This is a genomic window from Leptospira johnsonii (assembly GCF_003112675.1).
GTDB lineage: Bacteria > Spirochaetota > Leptospiria > Leptospirales > Leptospiraceae > Leptospira_B > Leptospira_B johnsonii.
In genome coordinates this window covers 1,056,044-1,072,126 of record NZ_BFAY01000011.1, presented here as the reverse complement: position 1 = coordinate 1,072,126, position 16,083 = coordinate 1,056,044, and the positions used below count along the sequence as shown (strand labels likewise).

At 40.5% G+C, this 16,083-nt stretch carries 17 protein-coding genes; 5 read left to right on the top strand and 12 right to left on the bottom strand.

Annotated elements, in window-relative coordinates; translation table 11 throughout:
* Window positions 1–5: 5 nt before the first annotated feature.
* Window positions 6–863: an Hsp33 family molecular chaperone HslO gene (locus LPTSP_RS13890; RefSeq protein WP_108929295.1), complete on the bottom strand. Its 858-nt coding sequence runs from the start codon at window positions 861–863 to the stop codon at window positions 6–8.
* Window positions 864–1,035: 172 nt separating this feature from the next.
* Here LPTSP_RS13890 and LPTSP_RS13885 point away from each other — a divergent pair, with 172 nt between their 5' ends.
* Genes LPTSP_RS13885 through LPTSP_RS13875 form a run of 3 tightly spaced genes read left to right on the top strand, consistent with a single transcriptional unit; the run spans window position 1,036 to window position 4,817 of the window.
* Complete coding sequence (locus LPTSP_RS13885; RefSeq protein ID WP_108929922.1) at window positions 1,036–3,015, top strand: beta-galactosidase; 1,980 nt, start codon at window positions 1,036–1,038, stop codon at window positions 3,013–3,015.
* Complete coding sequence (locus LPTSP_RS13880) at window positions 3,012–3,962, top strand: LIC_10030 family protein (RefSeq protein ID WP_108929294.1); 951 nt, start codon at window positions 3,012–3,014, stop codon at window positions 3,960–3,962. The genes LPTSP_RS13885 and LPTSP_RS13880 overlap by 4 nt, the downstream gene beginning before the upstream one ends.
* Before the next feature lie 9 nt (window positions 3,963–3,971).
* Entirely contained in the window at window positions 3,972–4,817 is an 846-nt protein-coding gene (locus tag LPTSP_RS13875; RefSeq protein ID WP_020769772.1) for an inositol monophosphatase family protein, read from the top strand.
* Window positions 4,818–4,860: 43 nt separating this feature from the next.
* Here the strand turns inward: LPTSP_RS13875 and LPTSP_RS13870 are convergent, their stop codons facing one another.
* The 6 genes from LPTSP_RS13870 to fliG all read right to left on the bottom strand — a co-directional run bounded on the left by LPTSP_RS13870 (window position 4,861) and on the right by fliG (window position 11,142).
* A complete protein-coding gene (locus tag LPTSP_RS13870) occupies window positions 4,861–5,235 on the bottom strand; it encodes a c-type cytochrome (RefSeq protein ID WP_108929293.1) in 375 nt (124 codons plus the stop codon).
* Between the two features lie 10 nt (window positions 5,236–5,245).
* Entirely contained in the window at window positions 5,246–5,950 is a 705-nt protein-coding gene (locus LPTSP_RS13865; RefSeq protein WP_167396439.1) for a urate hydroxylase PuuD, read from the bottom strand.
* A gap of 146 nt (window positions 5,951–6,096) precedes the next feature.
* Window positions 6,097–7,302, bottom strand: a complete 1,206-nt coding sequence (locus LPTSP_RS13860) for an LIC10025 family lipoprotein (protein ID WP_108929291.1) — start codon at window positions 7,300–7,302, stop codon at window positions 6,097–6,099.
* Window position 7,303: 1 nt separating this feature from the next.
* The gene (locus tag LPTSP_RS13855; protein ID WP_108929290.1) at window positions 7,304–7,807 is read right to left on the bottom strand and encodes a hypothetical protein; all 504 of its coding nucleotides are present in this window, start codon (window positions 7,805–7,807) and stop codon (window positions 7,304–7,306) included.
* Between the two features lie 119 nt (window positions 7,808–7,926).
* Window positions 7,927–9,861, bottom strand: coding sequence for an adenylate/guanylate cyclase domain-containing protein (locus tag LPTSP_RS13850; protein ID WP_108929289.1), 1,935 nt, complete (start codon window positions 9,859–9,861; stop codon window positions 7,927–7,929).
* A 267-nt stretch (window positions 9,862–10,128) separates the two neighbouring features.
* Window positions 10,129–11,142 carry a flagellar motor switch protein FliG gene (gene fliG, locus LPTSP_RS13840; protein WP_008589915.1) on the bottom strand — a complete coding sequence of 338 codons (1,014 nt, stop codon included), beginning with the start codon at window positions 11,140–11,142 and terminating at the stop codon, window positions 10,129–10,131.
* 133 nt (window positions 11,143–11,275) lie between these two features.
* Here fliG and LPTSP_RS13835 point away from each other — a divergent pair, with 133 nt between their 5' ends.
* Complete coding sequence (locus LPTSP_RS13835) at window positions 11,276–11,638, top strand: arsenate reductase family protein (RefSeq protein ID WP_108929921.1); 363 nt, start codon at window positions 11,276–11,278, stop codon at window positions 11,636–11,638.
* A gap of 14 nt (window positions 11,639–11,652) precedes the next feature.
* Here LPTSP_RS13835 and LPTSP_RS13830 read toward each other — a convergent pair whose 3' ends face one another.
* The 5 genes from LPTSP_RS13830 to LPTSP_RS13810 are packed head-to-tail and all read right to left on the bottom strand — an operon-like array spanning window position 11,653 to window position 15,437.
* Entirely contained in the window at window positions 11,653–12,642 is a 990-nt protein-coding gene (locus LPTSP_RS13830; RefSeq protein WP_108929287.1) for an aldo/keto reductase, read from the bottom strand.
* A 19-nt stretch (window positions 12,643–12,661) separates the two neighbouring features.
* Window positions 12,662–13,279, bottom strand: coding sequence for an L-threonylcarbamoyladenylate synthase (locus LPTSP_RS13825; RefSeq protein ID WP_108929286.1), 618 nt, complete (start codon window positions 13,277–13,279; stop codon window positions 12,662–12,664).
* Entirely contained in the window at window positions 13,276–14,019 is a 744-nt protein-coding gene (locus LPTSP_RS13820; RefSeq protein ID WP_108929285.1) for an SDR family NAD(P)-dependent oxidoreductase, read from the bottom strand. The genes LPTSP_RS13825 and LPTSP_RS13820 overlap by 4 nt, the downstream gene beginning before the upstream one ends.
* On the bottom strand, window positions 14,016–14,519 hold the full coding sequence (locus LPTSP_RS13815; RefSeq protein WP_108929284.1) for a hypothetical protein: 504 nt from the start codon (window positions 14,517–14,519) through the stop codon (window positions 14,016–14,018). Before LPTSP_RS13815 ends, LPTSP_RS13820 begins: the two co-directional genes overlap by 4 nt.
* Before the next feature lie 39 nt (window positions 14,520–14,558).
* The gene (locus LPTSP_RS13810; protein WP_108929920.1) at window positions 14,559–15,437 is read right to left on the bottom strand and encodes a hypothetical protein; all 879 of its coding nucleotides are present in this window, start codon (window positions 15,435–15,437) and stop codon (window positions 14,559–14,561) included.
* 72 nt (window positions 15,438–15,509) lie between these two features.
* Here LPTSP_RS13810 and LPTSP_RS13805 point away from each other — a divergent pair, with 72 nt between their 5' ends.
* Window positions 15,510–16,064 carry a nucleoside triphosphate pyrophosphatase gene (locus tag LPTSP_RS13805; RefSeq protein ID WP_108929283.1) on the top strand — a complete coding sequence of 185 codons (555 nt, stop codon included), beginning with the start codon at window positions 15,510–15,512 and terminating at the stop codon, window positions 16,062–16,064.
* Window positions 16,065–16,083: the final 19 nt, after the last annotated feature.

Below are 16,083 nucleotides of genomic sequence, written 5' to 3'. Positions count from 1 at the left end.
ATTTTCTAAAATAACTCTAAGACCTGTGCCTTTGGAAATCTATAGATGGAATTACAAAATTCGCAAGTGACTTCGATCTGTCCTTGCTCCTCTGCGATGTCCATTGCTTCTTCTTTTCCTAAATTTTGAATGAGTTCCTTGATCTTCTCTTCGGAACAATCACATCTGTATTCCGGCCGTCCGGTTTCCAATATCTCGAATTTTGTATTCCACGAAGATTGCAAAATTTCTAATGCTTGGGAAACGGTTCCTTCGTAAACTTTAGACTTTTCTTCTTCTAGTTTTCCGGCCAATTCTCTAACTGCATCTATATGTTCCGATTTTGCTTCCGGCAATGCTTGTAAGAATAAACCTTTTATCCTCCAATGAAGACCGTCTAGTTTTACATACGCTACTAAAAAGGAAGGAACTTGTTCTGAATCTCTCAGATAGTTTTCGATATTTGTTTCGAAACTTTGATTTCTAAAAGGAACGATGGATTGATAAATACATTCTCCGTCTTTCCAACGGAATACTTTCAAAATCCCTAAATTTTCCTCCGAGATCTGTGCCGATTCTATATCTTCTTCGGGACGATGTCTTAAGGTTGCTTTAAGTCTTCCGTTACGAGTGCTGTAGGCTAAGACCGAATGGATCTCCGAATCGTCGTAAAAACGAATTTGAACGCTTACTTTTGTATCTTCTTTTACTAGATCTGCTAAGAAGAATGCGGCAAGCATTGTCCTTGCCAGAAGTTCCGTCCCCGCGTCGTCGAAACCATGTAAGTTAGACGCTGCGTTTACTGCGTAGGAAATTTCGGCTGAGGAAAAACGAAAGTGAACGTCGGGAAGAATCCCATAATGGTATATATCTTTGTTTTCCATGCAATGTTTGGGTTCCCGACCTTTAAGGACGAGGTTCTATTCTATTCTCCCTGAATCGTATCGAAAAGACAGTATTTTTTCCGAATTTCGAACGGATTTCCCGGTTTTCTTTCTGGAAAGATCTTCCCTAAACAGAATCATCGTCTCTACCTTTTTAACATGCGAGGACCGAATGATTTTCGGAGCAGATTATTATCCTGAACAATGGACTCCCAAAGATTGGGAAGAAGATATCCGGATCATGAAGGATATGGGCTTGACCAGAGTTCGTCTCGCAGAGTTCTCTTGGGCCTTAGTTGAACCTAGAGAAGGTAAGTTCGATTTTTCTTTTTGGAAGAAGATGTTGGATCTCTTTCATAAACATAAAATGGACGTGATCCTAGGAACACCGACTGCTACATTCCCTCCTTGGCTTGCTAAAAAATATCCTGACGTTCTCCAAGTAAGAGACGGAGTTTTAAGAAATATAGGCACAAGAAGACAGGCTTGCTTTTCTTCTCCGAATTATAGAAAAGCAGTAGTGAAGGTCGTAACTAAAATGGCCCAGGCATTAGGAAATCATCCTGCTGTGATCGGTTGGCAAATAGACAATGAGATCGGCCATGAAGGATCGGATATAGATCATTCTGAAACTTCTCTCAAAGCATTTCGTCTTTGGTTAAAATCAAAATATAAAACAATCCAAAACCTGAACGATAATTGGGGAAATATTTTTTGGGGAGTAATCTTCAACGATTGGAATGAGATCCCAATACCAGGTCTTCATGTGAGTGCGGGTTTTAATCCTTCTATGATCCAAGACTTTTATAGATTCCATTCTGATACGATCGTGGACTTTGTAAAATTGCAATCTGACATTGTAAGAAAGTTTTCTCCCAATCGGAAACTCACTACGAACTTGTATCCTAGTCCATTTCTTCCAGTGATAGATATGAGCGAATTATTCACTCATTTAGATTACGTGTCTTGGGACAATTATCCTACTTGGGGAGACCAAGAAGAACCTTTCCCTCATCCATTTATCTCTGCGATGCATCAGTATAATCGAGGATTAAAAGATCTTCCGTTTACCGTGATGGAACAAATTTCAGGATTCCAAGGACATGATACTCTAGGTTATCTTCCTGCACCGGGTCAGGTTCAACTTTGGATGAAACAAGCTATCGTCCAAGGTGCGGAACAAATCATATTTTTCAGATATAGAACTGCAAGATTTGGACAAGAACAACTTTGTTATGGGATTTTGGATCACGACAAATCTCTAACGGATAGATACTTAGAATTGCAAAAAGGGATCTCGGAGATCTTGCCGGAAGCGAAGGACTTCGCTGCTGAACATTTTCCGGCAGAAGTCGCGGTTCTTCATGATATTGAGAATGCAAGGAACTTCAAACACCAACCCATCTCTTCCGGTTTAAAACATAGTCCGGTTCCGTTTGCGCAAGTTGGATACGATATCGAGATGGCGACTTGGTTTGCAGGCCTGAACATTCTAAATGTAAACGCTCACTTCTTACCTATCTCCAAAGCCGACTTTTCCAAGTATAAAGTTTTGGTACTTCCCCTCTATGCAATGATAGATACTTCCATTGTTAAAAAATTGGAGCAATTCGTTAAAGAGGGAGGTGTTTTAGTCTTAGGGTATAGAGCAGGGCTTAAGGACAAAAATTCCTGGATGTTAGATTCCCAGGTTCCTGGTCCATTCTCCGAAATGGCAGGAGTAAAAGTGAGAAAGTTTGAAGCAGTGGGAAATCGAAACGTTAAGTTCCGATTCAGGGTTTTTCTAGGAACTTGCTCCAAAATTTGCGAGATCCTGGAACCTACAACGGCCAAGGTCTGGGCAAGATATTCTGATAATAAGAAATTTTATAAAGGAAAACCTGTCATAACTTGTAATCGATTCGGAAAAGGATCTGTCGTATACGTTGGAGCGAGTCTGAGTCCGATCTCATTTATGCTATTATACAGAAGAACCTTAAGAATGGCAGGAATTCCTTTTACTTTTTACGGCCCAACTGTGGAGCGCAGTTTTAGAACGGGAAAATCCAAAGACTACGAAATTTTTATCAATCATTCCGGAAAGAAGGCTTTTGCCGGTTTCAAGCTACTCAAACCGTACGAGGTGAGGATCCTGACTAAAACGAAAAAATGAAGCTAAATGAAGTTAAAGAATTAAACAGGCTCTTACAGAATCATTCGAATGGAAGAAATAAGGTAAATTCCGTATATGTTGATAACCTTCATACTTCCTTTGTTGAATTCGAAGAGAAGTTTATTCTACCTTCTACTTCTGTTTTCGAAATAGAATTTAGCGCTGCAGAAAGTTTTCTGAAATCTATTCTTCAACTAGCGCCTGAATTAATCGCAGATTCTCTCGTTCTTCCTGAACCGAGACCAAAAAGAGACATCGACCGTTTGTTTCTGATCAAACCGTTTTACACGGAAGGAGAAATGTTCAGAGAAAATTCTCCGGAAGTATGGAGAGAAAAACTTCCTCCTTTTGCGATCGTTACTAGCTTTCATATAATGCATCTTGGAGGAGCACCCAAGGAAGATATTTATACACAAGCTTCTCAGGGAAAAACTATGTCCGTTTACACTAACAGGGCCTACTTTTCTTCCAGAGTGATTCCTCTGGACTCTCTTACAGTGTTAGAAGATGCAGTCATAGACTTCACAGCTAAGAAGTATCAAGAATCGGACTTTATGGTCCAGATCTCCAGAGATTCATTCGAAGGAGTAAGACATACATATTCCGAAATTTTCGATGAGGTGGATTATTCTAAACAGGTCAGTTTCATCCATGAGTCCTTAGGGATCACTCCAGCAGATTGGTCCCTAGGAAAAATTTTCGCCCCTTTAGCAGTGGAATACATGACCTTAACCGCCAGGTTCCTGGATCCTTCCCTAGACAGGATCGCAAAGGATTTTAATTCCTTTCACCAAGTAGTTGATCTTTTGTTAAGACCAGACAGCATGACCTTAGAAGAATCTGCCCGAAATTCATTCTTCGCTTGGCTCCGATCTCATAAGTCGGAGAGGATCATTTCCCCTTCTGGAAATATGGCTTGGAAAATTTTGCGGGTAGAAAGGACATAAGACCCGAACATGGAATCCTTAGCACCTCCCATAGATTTCCCTCTTGAAGAAGTGAAGAAGAGAGTGAAATCAGTCCAATCCGTATCCGGGCTTATACTGGAATCCGCTCGCAAGCTCCAAAAAGAGATCCGAGTTTTCGGGATCGTAAGCGACTCCGAAGAAAAAGAACGCATTCATAAAGCGGACGAATTGATGGGAAAATTCCTGATCGATTTTATCCGACAGAACTTTCCAAACGACTCAATCATTTCAGAAGATTATTTCAAACATGAAGGAAGCAATTCCTTTCGTTGGGTTTTGGACCCGATAGATGGATCTATGAATTTCGTAAGAGGTATTCCTCTTTATTGTGTGTCTGTAGGACTCGAACATAGAGAGACTCCAGTTGCCGGAGTTGTATTCGCACCTGAACTGGACACACGTTACTCCGCAATTTTAAGCCAAGGCGCATTTAAGAACGGACTCCGAATAGATGTTTCTAACACAGATGCGCTTGCGAGATCTCTTTTGGTATCCAGCTTTCCAACCAACAGAAAGGAAATTCTGAACGAAGTGATCTCTGACATCACCGCGTTTATTAGTTGCGGTAGATCCATGAGAAGGACAGGATCTTTCGTTTTAGATACTTGTTGGGTGGCAGAAGGTGTACTCGACGGTATCTGGGAGAAGGGCGTAAAACTTTGGGATACTGTTGCTAGTTCCGTGATTTTAACGGAAGCAGGCGGAAAGCTCACTGACTTTCAAGGAAAACACTTCTTATCCGGACAAGCAGAAGTTGTAGCTTCCAATGGAAGGATCCATAAGCAGATCATCGACATTCTCCGAAATGTTCGGATCTCCATTGGAAGAAACTAAAACACTTTCTTTCATTATAACTTTGAAAGAATTACAGTAACACTTACTGTTTTAAAAACTCTTCCAAAGATTTTAGCTGAGCTTCCGTAAAATTGAAACGGGTCATAGCAGTACTTTGACGTTTCGGAACATATCCTGGAGGATATTCTCCTCTCATTCTAGCTTCCAACAATTCATAAGAAGAATTTGCCACAGAAGGCCCGACAGCACCGTCCAGTTTCGGATTAGCGTTATGACAGGCTAAACAGCTTGCCATATACAATCCTCTACCGGCCTCCGCTTCGGGAGAGAGCGGTTTGGATTCTTTACAGAAAGAGAATACCAGCGCTAAAAATATTAAGAGTAGAAAGCCAAAAAAAGAAAGGCGGTGATTACCGCCCTTCTCGCTTCCACTCCGATTGATTTGGAATGGATTCATTCAATATTCCTTAAGCAGTTAATAGAACTTCCATCAGAACATAAGTAACTAAAGCAAAGATCACTCCACTAGTAATTACAGCTTTTACCGTCTTGATCGGCTTTACGGTAGGTCCGTTTTGATCCGCTCTTAAAGCGTTCACTTCAAAGATCACAATCAAAAGTACGATAATTCCAAGGAAAATTCTCAACTTCTCAGGGCTGTAATTCAGTGGAAGATTACGAGCCGCTCCCATTGCGAATAACATCGGAATTGAGAAAAAAGTATTGGTCCTAGAAGCTACGAAAGCGCGGTTCGCGTTAGGAGCGGGATCCACAGTGGTCTCTCCTTTAGCTTTTGCGATCACAACTTTTTGATTCGGCCAGATTACGAACCAAACGTTCGCCCACATAACCGTTCCGAAAAGTGCACCCACTAGAATTACAACTACCCATTGGGAATTATGCGGAATGCCTTGAGCTCCGAGTGCGATAGCGATCATCGCAATACCGGAAAGGAAGGTAAGCATTGCGCCCCAACGGAACCACCATAATGCACGTGGAACTAATTTCTGAGTTGCGTTCTTCTTTGTATCCGCATCGGTTTCGTTGAAGAAAGGACCTTGTACAAAGTTAAAGTAGTACAACATTCCTATCCAGGTCACCCCAGATAAAAAGTGAATATACTTAACTAAGTAATAAAGCCCGTTCGTGGTGGTAAACAGGGTTAATTCCATGATTCCTCCGAACACAGTTCTAAAAATATTATTCGGTTGTTAGCCGAATCCGATTAGGATTATTTGCGAAAGAGGTCCAGTCAAGCAGTTTTGGAAGGTTTCTAAATTGGTTTTACGAACTTCAAGTTTACTTGAAGTTTTGAAGATCATTTACCTCGTAAATCTAATACAATATTTTTTCCTAGCTCTGGAAAAAAAGCGGGCTCATCATCTTCATCACTCGACTTGAAAGGAAGAAAGCGATCTCTGAAAATTTCAGACTCAGCAGTAAGAAGAACTTTGGTCTTGTTCCCATTACGTTTCGTTTTAGTTTCGACTCGAGTTCCACCTTTGCCATCCGAACCTTCTACCAAAAGTTTGAAACTTCCTTCGAAGTATTCTTCCATATTACCCGGAATAAAAAAGTTCACCGCTCCCGGAGGAAAGATGGAAAGAAATCTACCACCTATGGTAGTTTCCGGAATTTTACTAAAGTATCCTGAGACAGTGTCCGTATTCCCGGAGCGATTAAATTTAAGAGTATATCCTAATCCTCGGATATCGATCTTTAATCCAAAAATATTTATAAACAGATACGTCCTGAGATATAAGGTTTTGGGAGAAGACCAATACCCTTTGGGAGAATTCGGAATTCCTAAAATAAGTTTTTTGCCTTCATTATAAAATTCCCAACCTTTAGTAAATCCACCCGGTTGGAATAATTGGAATCGGAAAGAAACCTGGCCCAAACGTTTGTTCCATTTTTTATACGAGATAGGGAACTGTTCCTTCATTCTTTCAGAAAGTGTATACATCAGAAAGACTTCTCCATCTTCTTTTTTGATCTCACAATCAAATTGATGGCATAAGAATTTTTGAAGAGAAGAATGTTCCAAAACTTGATTCGCTTCAGACCCCCGCAGATGTTCCACGGTATCTTCGATCATCGGAAAAATATCGAATACGCTTACTTCAGGAGAAAGCATCTCTACCGTTCGAGTGACCTTATAGATTGGTTTAGTATAAAACTCTGCAGGTTCCGCTTTTACGAAAATAGAATACGGACTTTCCGGAAAAACGGAAAGGGGAGAATTTGATAATTCTTTTCGGAAACGGCCTCCATTCTCACTTAAGCGAAAGGATAGAGATAGATATCCATCTTTCTTGTAAAACTTCTCCTCTGAATCCGCTTCAGGGTTCCCATACAAAATCCCGCGAATAGGATCGTCTTTAAATTCTGTTTGGATGAAGTCTTGGTATTTAAAATATCTTTCGAAATAATCCGCAGCGTGTGGATTCTTTCTTACACAATTTCCAATAAAAGGAAGAAGTAACAAAAGTGGAATATAACAAGAAACAATCTTTTTGTTCATTTTATTTTTCACTTCGGACCAGTTTATAAAGTTCGGAGACCTTTGCATCGTCCACAGATTCGAAATATTCTTTGTGAATAAGCGCACCCTTGGGAGAATACACTCTTAAAAAAGATCTTCCTTCTACTATGCCAGTGGATAAAATCCCTTTCTTATCCAACAATAGACTTTCGTAATCTTTCTCTTTTTCTTGGAGAATATAATCAAAAACTGCAGGCGGGGCGTTTTTCAAATTTAGATAAGCGGAGAAGATCGCGCGATCTTCATCCTTCAATAATGTCTGCATCTTCCAATAGATCTTACGTCCATGTTTTCTACAAAGGACCACATCTTTAAAGCCACACCCGAGTAAAAAATACGTATTTCCTTTTACATTTGCTGAGTTGAAAATTTTACCTTTTTGGTCTGGCAATTTGAAATCCGGAAGTTTTTCTTTTTCATCCGCACTTATACCGAAAGCGGAGAGAAACAAAATAACTGAGATACTCCGGATCTTATACTTCATGTTCTAGAATTTCCTATTTGAATGAGGTTAAATTCGGATTACAAAACCGAGTAACTAATCAGAAAGGAGAAGGATTTATACGTTCCCTAAATTTTAGAAGAATCGATTGAAATTGGAAATTATTTTCTGTGAAGCCTGAAAATTCCATCCCAATCTCCGGGAGGAGCTTGGCCAAGGATCATTTTGGTTCTTTTAGCGTATAATTTTACGATATTATCTGTAGGCTTTTCTTTGTATAATTCCTTAAAAATCGAAAAAGCGTTCTTGAATTGCCCCGCTTTATAGAGAGCGATTCCTTCGTTCAGTTTTGTTTTGGAACCTTCTTTCCAATCCACTGATTCAGGTTCATCTGCTTGAAAAACTTCGTATAGAATTACAGGTTGTGTTTTTCCTTTTACGATTACTGTATCGATTTCTCTCGCCATTACATCGGATAGCAAATTCAAACGTAAGAAAGTATGATGTGTTACTAAAATTTTACTTTTATAAAAGCCGGAAAGACTTTGTACCCGTGAAGATAAATTTACAGTATCTCCTACAACGGTAGTATCGATTCTTCTCTCACTCCCTACAGTTCCAAGGATCAGAGGTCCGGTATTCACACCTATTCCTAGATCAGCACCTAGCCCAATTCCGTCATTCAATGATTCTACATACCGAACCATGTCTATCGCAGATTGCAGAGCGTTGTCGGCAGAGTTAAAGTTTTCTTTCTCCGCTCTATCGCTATGATCGGAGAAGAGCGCCATGATCGCGTCTCCTATATACTTATCTACGAAACCTGCATTTTTAAATATGATATCTTCAAATGCAGAGAAGTATCTGTTCAGATATTTAATATTTTCATCCGGACTTAGCTTTTCAGAAACGGATGTATACCCTCTTAGATCCGCGAAGAATACGGACATTGTCTTTTCTTTAGAGTCGCCTATTTTGATCTCAACAGGACTTTCTCTATCCAAGATTGAAATGAATTCAGAAGGTACGAACCTGTAAAATGCATCTCTTTGTTTGGAAATCTCTAAGTTGAGCGCCTGAGATTGTTTATACAAACTCACATATCTGGAAACTAAAAGACTGATGATTACAAGAATGAAAACTGAGAATGATATCTTAAAGAATGGATAATGGAATCCTGCGATTTTAGTCATCGCGTCAATCGTATCCCAAAGACCAAAAAGACCGCAGACCCCTATACCAACCGCAAGTTTGATAGAGTCCGGTTTTTTCAAACGGATCGCATTTGCGGAGAAGAAGATCACATACAAGAGCATCAAAAATAAAAGCCCTTGAAAAACAGTTAGATTCGGAAGAACATATTTGAAAGGCAGTACCCAGTTCGCTAAGAGCAAAATCCCGCTTAAAACACAAAAGATCCGAATGATCCAAAACTTTCCTTCTTTCTGGTAAAAGAAGTCTTTCGCAAAAAGCATAAATACAGGGACCATAGGAATGAGCGCGGAAATCTCACCCCTAAAGAACAATTCAGTGTCCGGACCACCCGGATAATTTATAAATTTATTATATATATGGAAAGTAGTAAAATAGAAGTATACGGAGGAGAATAAGGAGAACAGCCCAAAATATAGATAATAAATATCCTGTTTTCTAGTCACAAAGAATAGAACATGATAAAAACCGAATATAAAATAGATACCGAAAAGAAATATATCGAAGTATTCTGAAGTTGAATTATAGATTTCCTCAAGAGAAGAGATCCTGAAATTTTTAGGATGATAGAATCCGAAATGATCGTTTGCCTTTATCGGGTTACTATCCGCCAATCCCATAAAACGGATCTTTAGATCGTTTTTACCTTGCTTTAGAATTCCATGATGGAGCGGAATGATCAGACCTTTTAAGGAACGGTTCTTGGTAAGCTGTCCGGCCATAGGTTCGTACCATTCTTCCCTGATCAAAACTCCATTTAGAGAGATTTTCCAATTCTCTCCTATATCCGAAATATAAAGTCCTGCGGGGATCTTAAGTAAGTCGTCAGCCTTATCTAAATTAAATTCGGTTTTTATCTCAACTTGATGGAGACCTGAATCCATCGGGATCTGGAATAGACTATTGAATGTCCAAGGTAAATCCGGAAGTGGTGTCCAATCTTCTGACGCGGGATCTTGTTTTTTATTTTTGGAGTCCGATTTCTTTTCATTCGGAGTTTCCGTTATGAGCCTTCCGGTCCATTCCAGTTCTGAAAAATCTATTTTCCTAACCGGTTTGGTTTCAGCTATACAGCCAAACTGAGAAATTAGTAAGGCTACGCAAATACTGAATGAAAATCGTTTGTGAAATATATGGCCCAGGTTCGGACCTCACATAACGAGTTCGTCTTCGCCGGCACGTGCGACTACGATATCTCCGGATTCTTCCAGCTTACGTATGATGTTAACGATTTTTTGCTGAGCGTCTTCCACGTCTTTAATACGAATAGGTCCCATGAAGTCCATATCCTCTCGGAGTAGGTTCGCGGCACGTTTGGACATGTTCTTGAAGATCTTTTCCTGCACCTCTGTATCCACGGACTTGAGAGCTTTTGCAAGGTCTGAGTTGTCTACTTCTCTCAATACTTTTTGGATCGCACGGTCGTCGAGTAGTACGATATCCTCGAATACGAACATCCTCTTTTTAATCTCTTCCGCAAGTTCCGGATCTTCCTCTTCCAAGGCTTCAATAATCGTCTTCTCAGTTCCCCTATCCACAAGGTTCAAAATTTCAACCACTGAGTCGATACCACCCGCAGAGGTATAGTCCTCGCTCGCCAACGTGGAAAGTTTTCTTTCCAAAACCCTTTCCACTTCTCGAAGAACATCAGGAGAAACCCGGTCCATGGTAGCGATCCTTTTCGCAACTTCTGCCTGGATCGTATGCGGTAATCCTGAAAGAATGCTAGATGCTTTCTGAGGATCTAAATAAGATAAAATTAATGCGATTGTCTGAGGGTGCTCGTTCTGGATAAAGTTCAATAAGTGCTGAGGGTCTGTTCTACGAATAAAGTCGAAAGGACGTACCTGCAAACTTGAAGTAAGTCGGTTGATGATATCGATCGCTTTCTGGTTACCAAGAGCTTTTTCCAAAAGTCCCCTAGCAAAATCGATACCTCCGTTCGAGATGAATTCTTGAGCCATCATAAGCTCGTTGAATTCTACCAGAACCTTCTCTTTATCCTCCGGAGTTATCTTATCTAAACGTGCGATCTCAAACGTGATCTGTTCGATCTCGTCTTCACGTAGATGTTTGAAAATTTCCGAAGATACGTCGGACCCTACGGCAATGAGAAAAATGGCCGCTTTTTGTCTTCCGGTTAGAGAGGTCTTTTTATTCAGCACTTTGAGCGCGTCCTAAGGAATACTATCGGCAAAACCTTCCATTTTCAAGGTAAAGTTTTTTTGTCGGTTCCGACTTGCAAAGACGACATAAATTCCGAATTTGGGAAGGGAACGCTTTGTAGGAGATCCAACGGTGAAATTAAAAGTTTACGAGTACAAAAATTGCAGCACTTGCAGAAACGCCCTCAAATTCCTGGAGGGGAAGAAGATCGACTTCGACAAAAAGGCAATCCGGGAAACCCCTCCCACCAAGACAGAACTCAAAAAAATGCTCGGATATGTAGGCGGAGATTCCAAAAGATTATTCAATACTTCCGGCGGGGATTATAAGGAACTAGGACTCAAGGACAAACTTGCAAAGATGAGCTTGGATGAGCAGTTCGAACTACTTTCCGGGAACGGCAACTTAGTAAAAAGGCCTTTTGTATTAGGAGAAAACTTCGGGCTAGTAGGTTTTAAAGAAGAAGAATGGAAGGCCGCTTTAAAAAGTAAATAGGCCTCCCTGATCGATTATCTTCCTACAGAACCCATGCTGGTTGCCGGATAACGTAGACCAGCGGCCGCATCTTTTGGAGCGACTGAATTGATCCTGTCTAGATCTTCTTTAGACAATTTTACCGAACTCGCTCCGATATTCTCTTCCAAATATTTGCGTCTTTTAGTGCCTGCAATCGGAACTATATCTTGTCCCTGAGCGAGAACCCAAGCTAAAGCAAGTTGTCCTGCTGTGACAGATTTTTCGTTAGCGATCTCTTTGATCTTAGCGACTAGCTCTAAATTTTTTTGGAAATTCTCTCCTTGGAAACGAGGGGAGTTCCTTCTAAAATCTGTAGGATCCAGATCCTCAAATTTTTGGATCTGCCCTGTTAAAAATCCTCGGCCGAGAGGACTATAAGCCACGAATCCTATCCCAAGTTCACGACAAGTTTGTAAGATCCCATCTTCCGGATCTCTTGTCCAAAGAGAATATTCAGTTTGTAACGCAGAGATCGGATGAACCTTAGCAGCTCTCTTGATGGTGTCTATACCTGCTTCGGAAAGTCCTATGTATTTTACTTTTCCCTGTTTTACTAGATCAGCCATTGCTCCTACTGTTTCTTCGATTGGAGTGTCAGGATCTACTCTGTGTTGGTAATACAGATCGATCGTATCTACTCCTAATCGTTTCAAACTTCCTTCGCAGGCAGCTTTTACGTATTCAGGTTTTCCATTGTATCCTCTTTTATAAGGATCATTAGGATCTCTTACGATCCCGAATTTGGTGGCGATCACCACTTGATCTCTTTTGCCTTTGATCGCTTTCCCTAAAAGTTCTTCGTTTATATGAGGACCGTACATGTCCGCTGTGTCGAATAATGTAACTCCCAGCTCTATTGCACGATGTATGGTTGCAATGGATTCAGTGTCGTCTGTTTGTCCGTAAAAGTCCGACATTCCCATACAACCCAATCCTTGTTCGGATACGAGTGGGCCTATCTTTCCCAATTGTCTTTTCTGCATGATTACTTGCCTCCAGAGATTATAATGAGTTGATCCGATCCATTCCTTTGCCTTCTCTTAAGATGGAAATCCCGTCTCCGGTACAATCAAGAATGGTGGATAATTCCAGTTCAAGGATTCCTCCATCTATAATCCCATCCACTTTGTCACCGTATTCTTTTTCAATCATATGCACATCGGTCACAAACTCATCTTTGAAAAATACGGAAGTAGAAGTGAGAGGATTCGGATGGAGCTCCAACAAAGTCTGCAGATATTTAGAATCAGGGATCCTGATCCCAATATTCTTATCTTTTTGATTCGAGAAAGAAACTCTAGGAAGATGTTTGTTCGCCTTAACGACGAATGTATATGGTCCGGGAGTTATTCTTTTCATCAAACGGAACGCTTCGTTGGAAAGTTGTTCCATATAATTGGATGCGGTGGAAATATCCGCGCAAAGAAGAGAGAGTGGCTGGTTCTTAGAGATGTTCTTTAGTTTGTATAATTTTTCAACTCCCGCATGCGACTGGGAGTCTGCGACCAAACCGTAAACTGTATCTGTAGGAAATACATACACCCCTCCCTCGGATAATCTTTTGGAAATTTGTCCGAGGACCCTTTTCTCAGGATTCTGGGGATGTAATTCTAATATCATATACCGGAAGTAACACCTCCGTCCACGACGATAGCCTGACCGGTAACGTATGCCGCAGCATCGGAAGCTAAAAAGACAGCAGCGCCCGCAAGATCTTCAGGTTTTCCTAATCTAGACAAAGGGATCCTTGCTTTCATTTGCTCTAATACTTCGGGTCTTTCTTTGATCATATCCGTCATGTCCGTGTCTATAAATCCCGGACAGATCGCGTTCACTCTGTATCCGGCACCTGCCCATTCGACCGCGAGGGCCTTAGTCATATTAATTACTGCACCTTTTGTTCCGCAATACACGGCCGCAAATTTGGTGCCGACCATTCCTAGGACTGAGGCGATATTGATAATGTTCCCGCCTTTTTTCTTTTGTATTTTATAGTATGCCTGACTCGCACGAAACACTCCTACAAAGTTAGTTTGTGTAACGTTTTGTATGTCTTCTTCTTTAAAAAATCCTGCAGGTAGATTGGTCGCTACTCCTGCATTATTTACAAGCACGTCCAACTTTCCGTGTTTTTTACTCAACGTTTCGATGATAGAATCCATTGCTCCCGGCTGCCTAATATCCGCGGCAAACGCTTCGATGCCTGATCCTTCTAGACGTTTGATGGATTCCGCAGAAGATCCAGTTCCGTAAACTGTTGCCCCTGCGTCCAAAAATCCTTGAGCGATCTGTCTTCCGATCCCTCTCGTTGCTCCTGTTACTAATACTGATTTACCTGTTAAATCGAATACGTTTTTCAAAATTCTCCTCCCTTGTCGGTAGTTTTAGGTTCCGAATAATACACTTTAGGTTTGTTACCATTCTGCAAAACACCACAAGGGTGTTTAGATCTGTCCTTGTCCGATCTTCTTCCCGCAGAAATATCATATCTTTCGAATAACTTTTTAGAATCTATTCTCATGTTATTTCCGTAATCCGTATTGGTTGCCTTGATCTTTTCTTTTTTCTTCGGTAGAGGTTCCGTAGGATCGTTAGGTTCTTTTTCCTGTTTGGCTTCTTCTTCTATCTTATAATCGTTCTTTAAAACTCCGCGATCTATATAATGCGAATATCCTTCATATTCTTCATGAAATGGATCGCAGTCGGAAAGATCCGGATTCACTACGATCTTATCGCAGAATAGATCGAACAAATCGCAGGTATTTTCAAAAGTGTGATTCTTAAAATTTTGTAGATTGAAGCCTCTACAAGAAACGCAGAAAAGAAAGAATAGAAGCAAAATGATTTTGGATAATTTCATATTCTATTCTTACTTTCGGAAAGAAAACCTGAAAGGACCTTACTTTTTACCTTCGCCACTTGGAGCAGAGTTTGCGGGATTCGCGTTACTCTTAGACTCTCCCGGTTTTTTGCCGGTTCTAGACTGATATACACTAATAATCGCCTGCTTTTCTTTTTGGCGATTTTTCTCTTCCGATTCGTTCAATACTTCCAGACAATCGTCCCAGTATTTTACTTCCTCAGGTGTTAAATAGTCAGTTTCCAAAACTTTGTTCTTGCTGAGCTTTTCTTCCGATTCCAGTTTTCCTTCCTTGGATTTTTCCAGAAGGATCTTAGCTTTATAAAGTTGTAACAGGCCTTGTTTAGCAAAATATAAATTCTGCCCTTGGTTCCCGATCTCTCTTTCTAATTTAGCTGCCTGCCAAGTGTCTCTATAGATCTGAAGATGTTTTTCCATCACAGGAATATACTGTTTACCAGGTGCTTCTGTATTCAGTTTTAGATCCACAATCTTTGGTTGGATATCCTTCTCCAACGCGTCGGAACGATTGAATACTTCTTTTGCCTGAGCCTCGGCTAGTTGGTCCAATTTTGTCTTTAAAGTTTGGAATTGGTTCCCTGCGGATTCCCATTCTCCTCTTTGAAAAGAAGATTCTGCCTTCGCATAATCTGCGAGGGAAGTATCCCAATCCGTCTTCTTCCCGAAATTTAAAAGACTAGTCCTTAAATACCTCAAAGCAATCCAGGATTTTTTACGTAAAGAATATGCTTTGGACTTTGGATCCACATTCGTGTTAGTCGGTTTGGGCTCCGGACTATCTTTAGGCGCAGTCTTAGAAGCTTCCTGGGAATAAGAAGAAGTAAGAGCCACAAGCAAAACAAGAATTATCGAAACTAGGGTGCGTAAGAAGAAGAATGATCTAAGAAATAAACTCATTGGTTCGATCCGTGCGAACATTGATACTGGGAAAAGGAGTGTCTGGCAAGGCTTTTCTTTCAGAATGGATATATGCTTATTCTGAGATCTCAATCTCCAAGACGAAAGGAGATCTTACAATCCTTAGGACTACATTTCCAAATCCTTCCTTTGCCTACGGACGAAACTAGTCTTCATGAAGAAACACCCGTTCGTTATTTGGAAAGAGTGACTTTAGCAAAACTTGGACCCAAGCCGAACGATCCAGAAGAAGTAATCTTATCCTCGGATACGATCGTAGTTTTTCAAAATAAGATACTGCAAAAACCTGCAGATGATTCGGAAGCATTCTCCATGCTCTCTGAACTTTCCGGAAAAACACATCAAGTGTATTCAGGACTTGGAATAATGACTAAGGACGAAAAAATTTTCGATTACGATGTTTCAGAAGTAGAATTCCATTCTTGGAGCAAATCTGAAATTTTAGAATATATTAAAATTTGCAAACCCCATGATAAGGCAGGGTCCTACGGGATCCAAGATCCAAATTCACCTGCCAAAAGTTTTCAAGGATCTTATTCTAATATTTTAGGATTTCCGATCCGCAAATTTTTCTTATGCCATACTCTTTGGAGCAGGTTTCTCTGATTTATGATTTTAGAAGAAG

Bases quoted from the DNA above. Each gene is read 5' to 3' on its own strand.
- LPTSP_RS13885 (WP_108929922.1), top strand. From the start codon at position 1,036: ATGATTTTCGGAGCAGATTATTATCCTGAACAATGGACTCCCAAAGAT.
- LPTSP_RS13865 (WP_167396439.1), bottom strand. From the start codon at position 5,950: ATGGAATTAACCCTGTTTACCACCACGAACGGGCTTTATTACTTAGTT.
- LPTSP_RS13825 (WP_108929286.1), bottom strand. From the start codon at position 13,279: ATGATATTAGAATTACATCCCCAGAATCCTGAGAAAAGGGTCCTCGGA.
- LPTSP_RS13810 (WP_108929920.1), bottom strand. From the start codon at position 15,437: ATGAGTTTATTTCTTAGATCATTCTTCTTCTTACGCACCCTAGTTTCG.
- LPTSP_RS13870 (WP_108929293.1), bottom strand. From the start codon at position 5,235: ATGAATCCATTCCAAATCAATCGGAGTGGAAGCGAGAAGGGCGGTAAT.
- LPTSP_RS13815 (WP_108929284.1), bottom strand. From the start codon at position 14,519: ATGAAATTATCCAAAATCATTTTGCTTCTATTCTTTCTTTTCTGCGTT.
- LPTSP_RS13855 (WP_108929290.1), bottom strand. From the start codon at position 7,807: ATGAAGTATAAGATCCGGAGTATCTCAGTTATTTTGTTTCTCTCCGCT.
- LPTSP_RS13805 (WP_108929283.1), top strand. From the start codon at position 15,510: ATGCTTATTCTGAGATCTCAATCTCCAAGACGAAAGGAGATCTTACAA.
- LPTSP_RS13830 (WP_108929287.1), bottom strand. From the start codon at position 12,642: ATGCAGAAAAGACAATTGGGAAAGATAGGCCCACTCGTATCCGAACAA.
- LPTSP_RS13890 (WP_108929295.1), bottom strand. From the start codon at position 863: ATGGAAAACAAAGATATATACCATTATGGGATTCTTCCCGACGTTCAC.
- LPTSP_RS13860 (WP_108929291.1), bottom strand. From the start codon at position 7,302: ATGAACAAAAAGATTGTTTCTTGTTATATTCCACTTTTGTTACTTCTT.
- LPTSP_RS13875 (WP_020769772.1), top strand. From the start codon at position 3,972: ATGGAATCCTTAGCACCTCCCATAGATTTCCCTCTTGAAGAAGTGAAG.
- LPTSP_RS13880 (WP_108929294.1), top strand. From the start codon at position 3,012: ATGAAGCTAAATGAAGTTAAAGAATTAAACAGGCTCTTACAGAATCAT.
- LPTSP_RS13850 (WP_108929289.1), bottom strand. From the start codon at position 9,861: ATGGATTCAGGTCTCCATCAAGTTGAGATAAAAACCGAATTTAATTTA.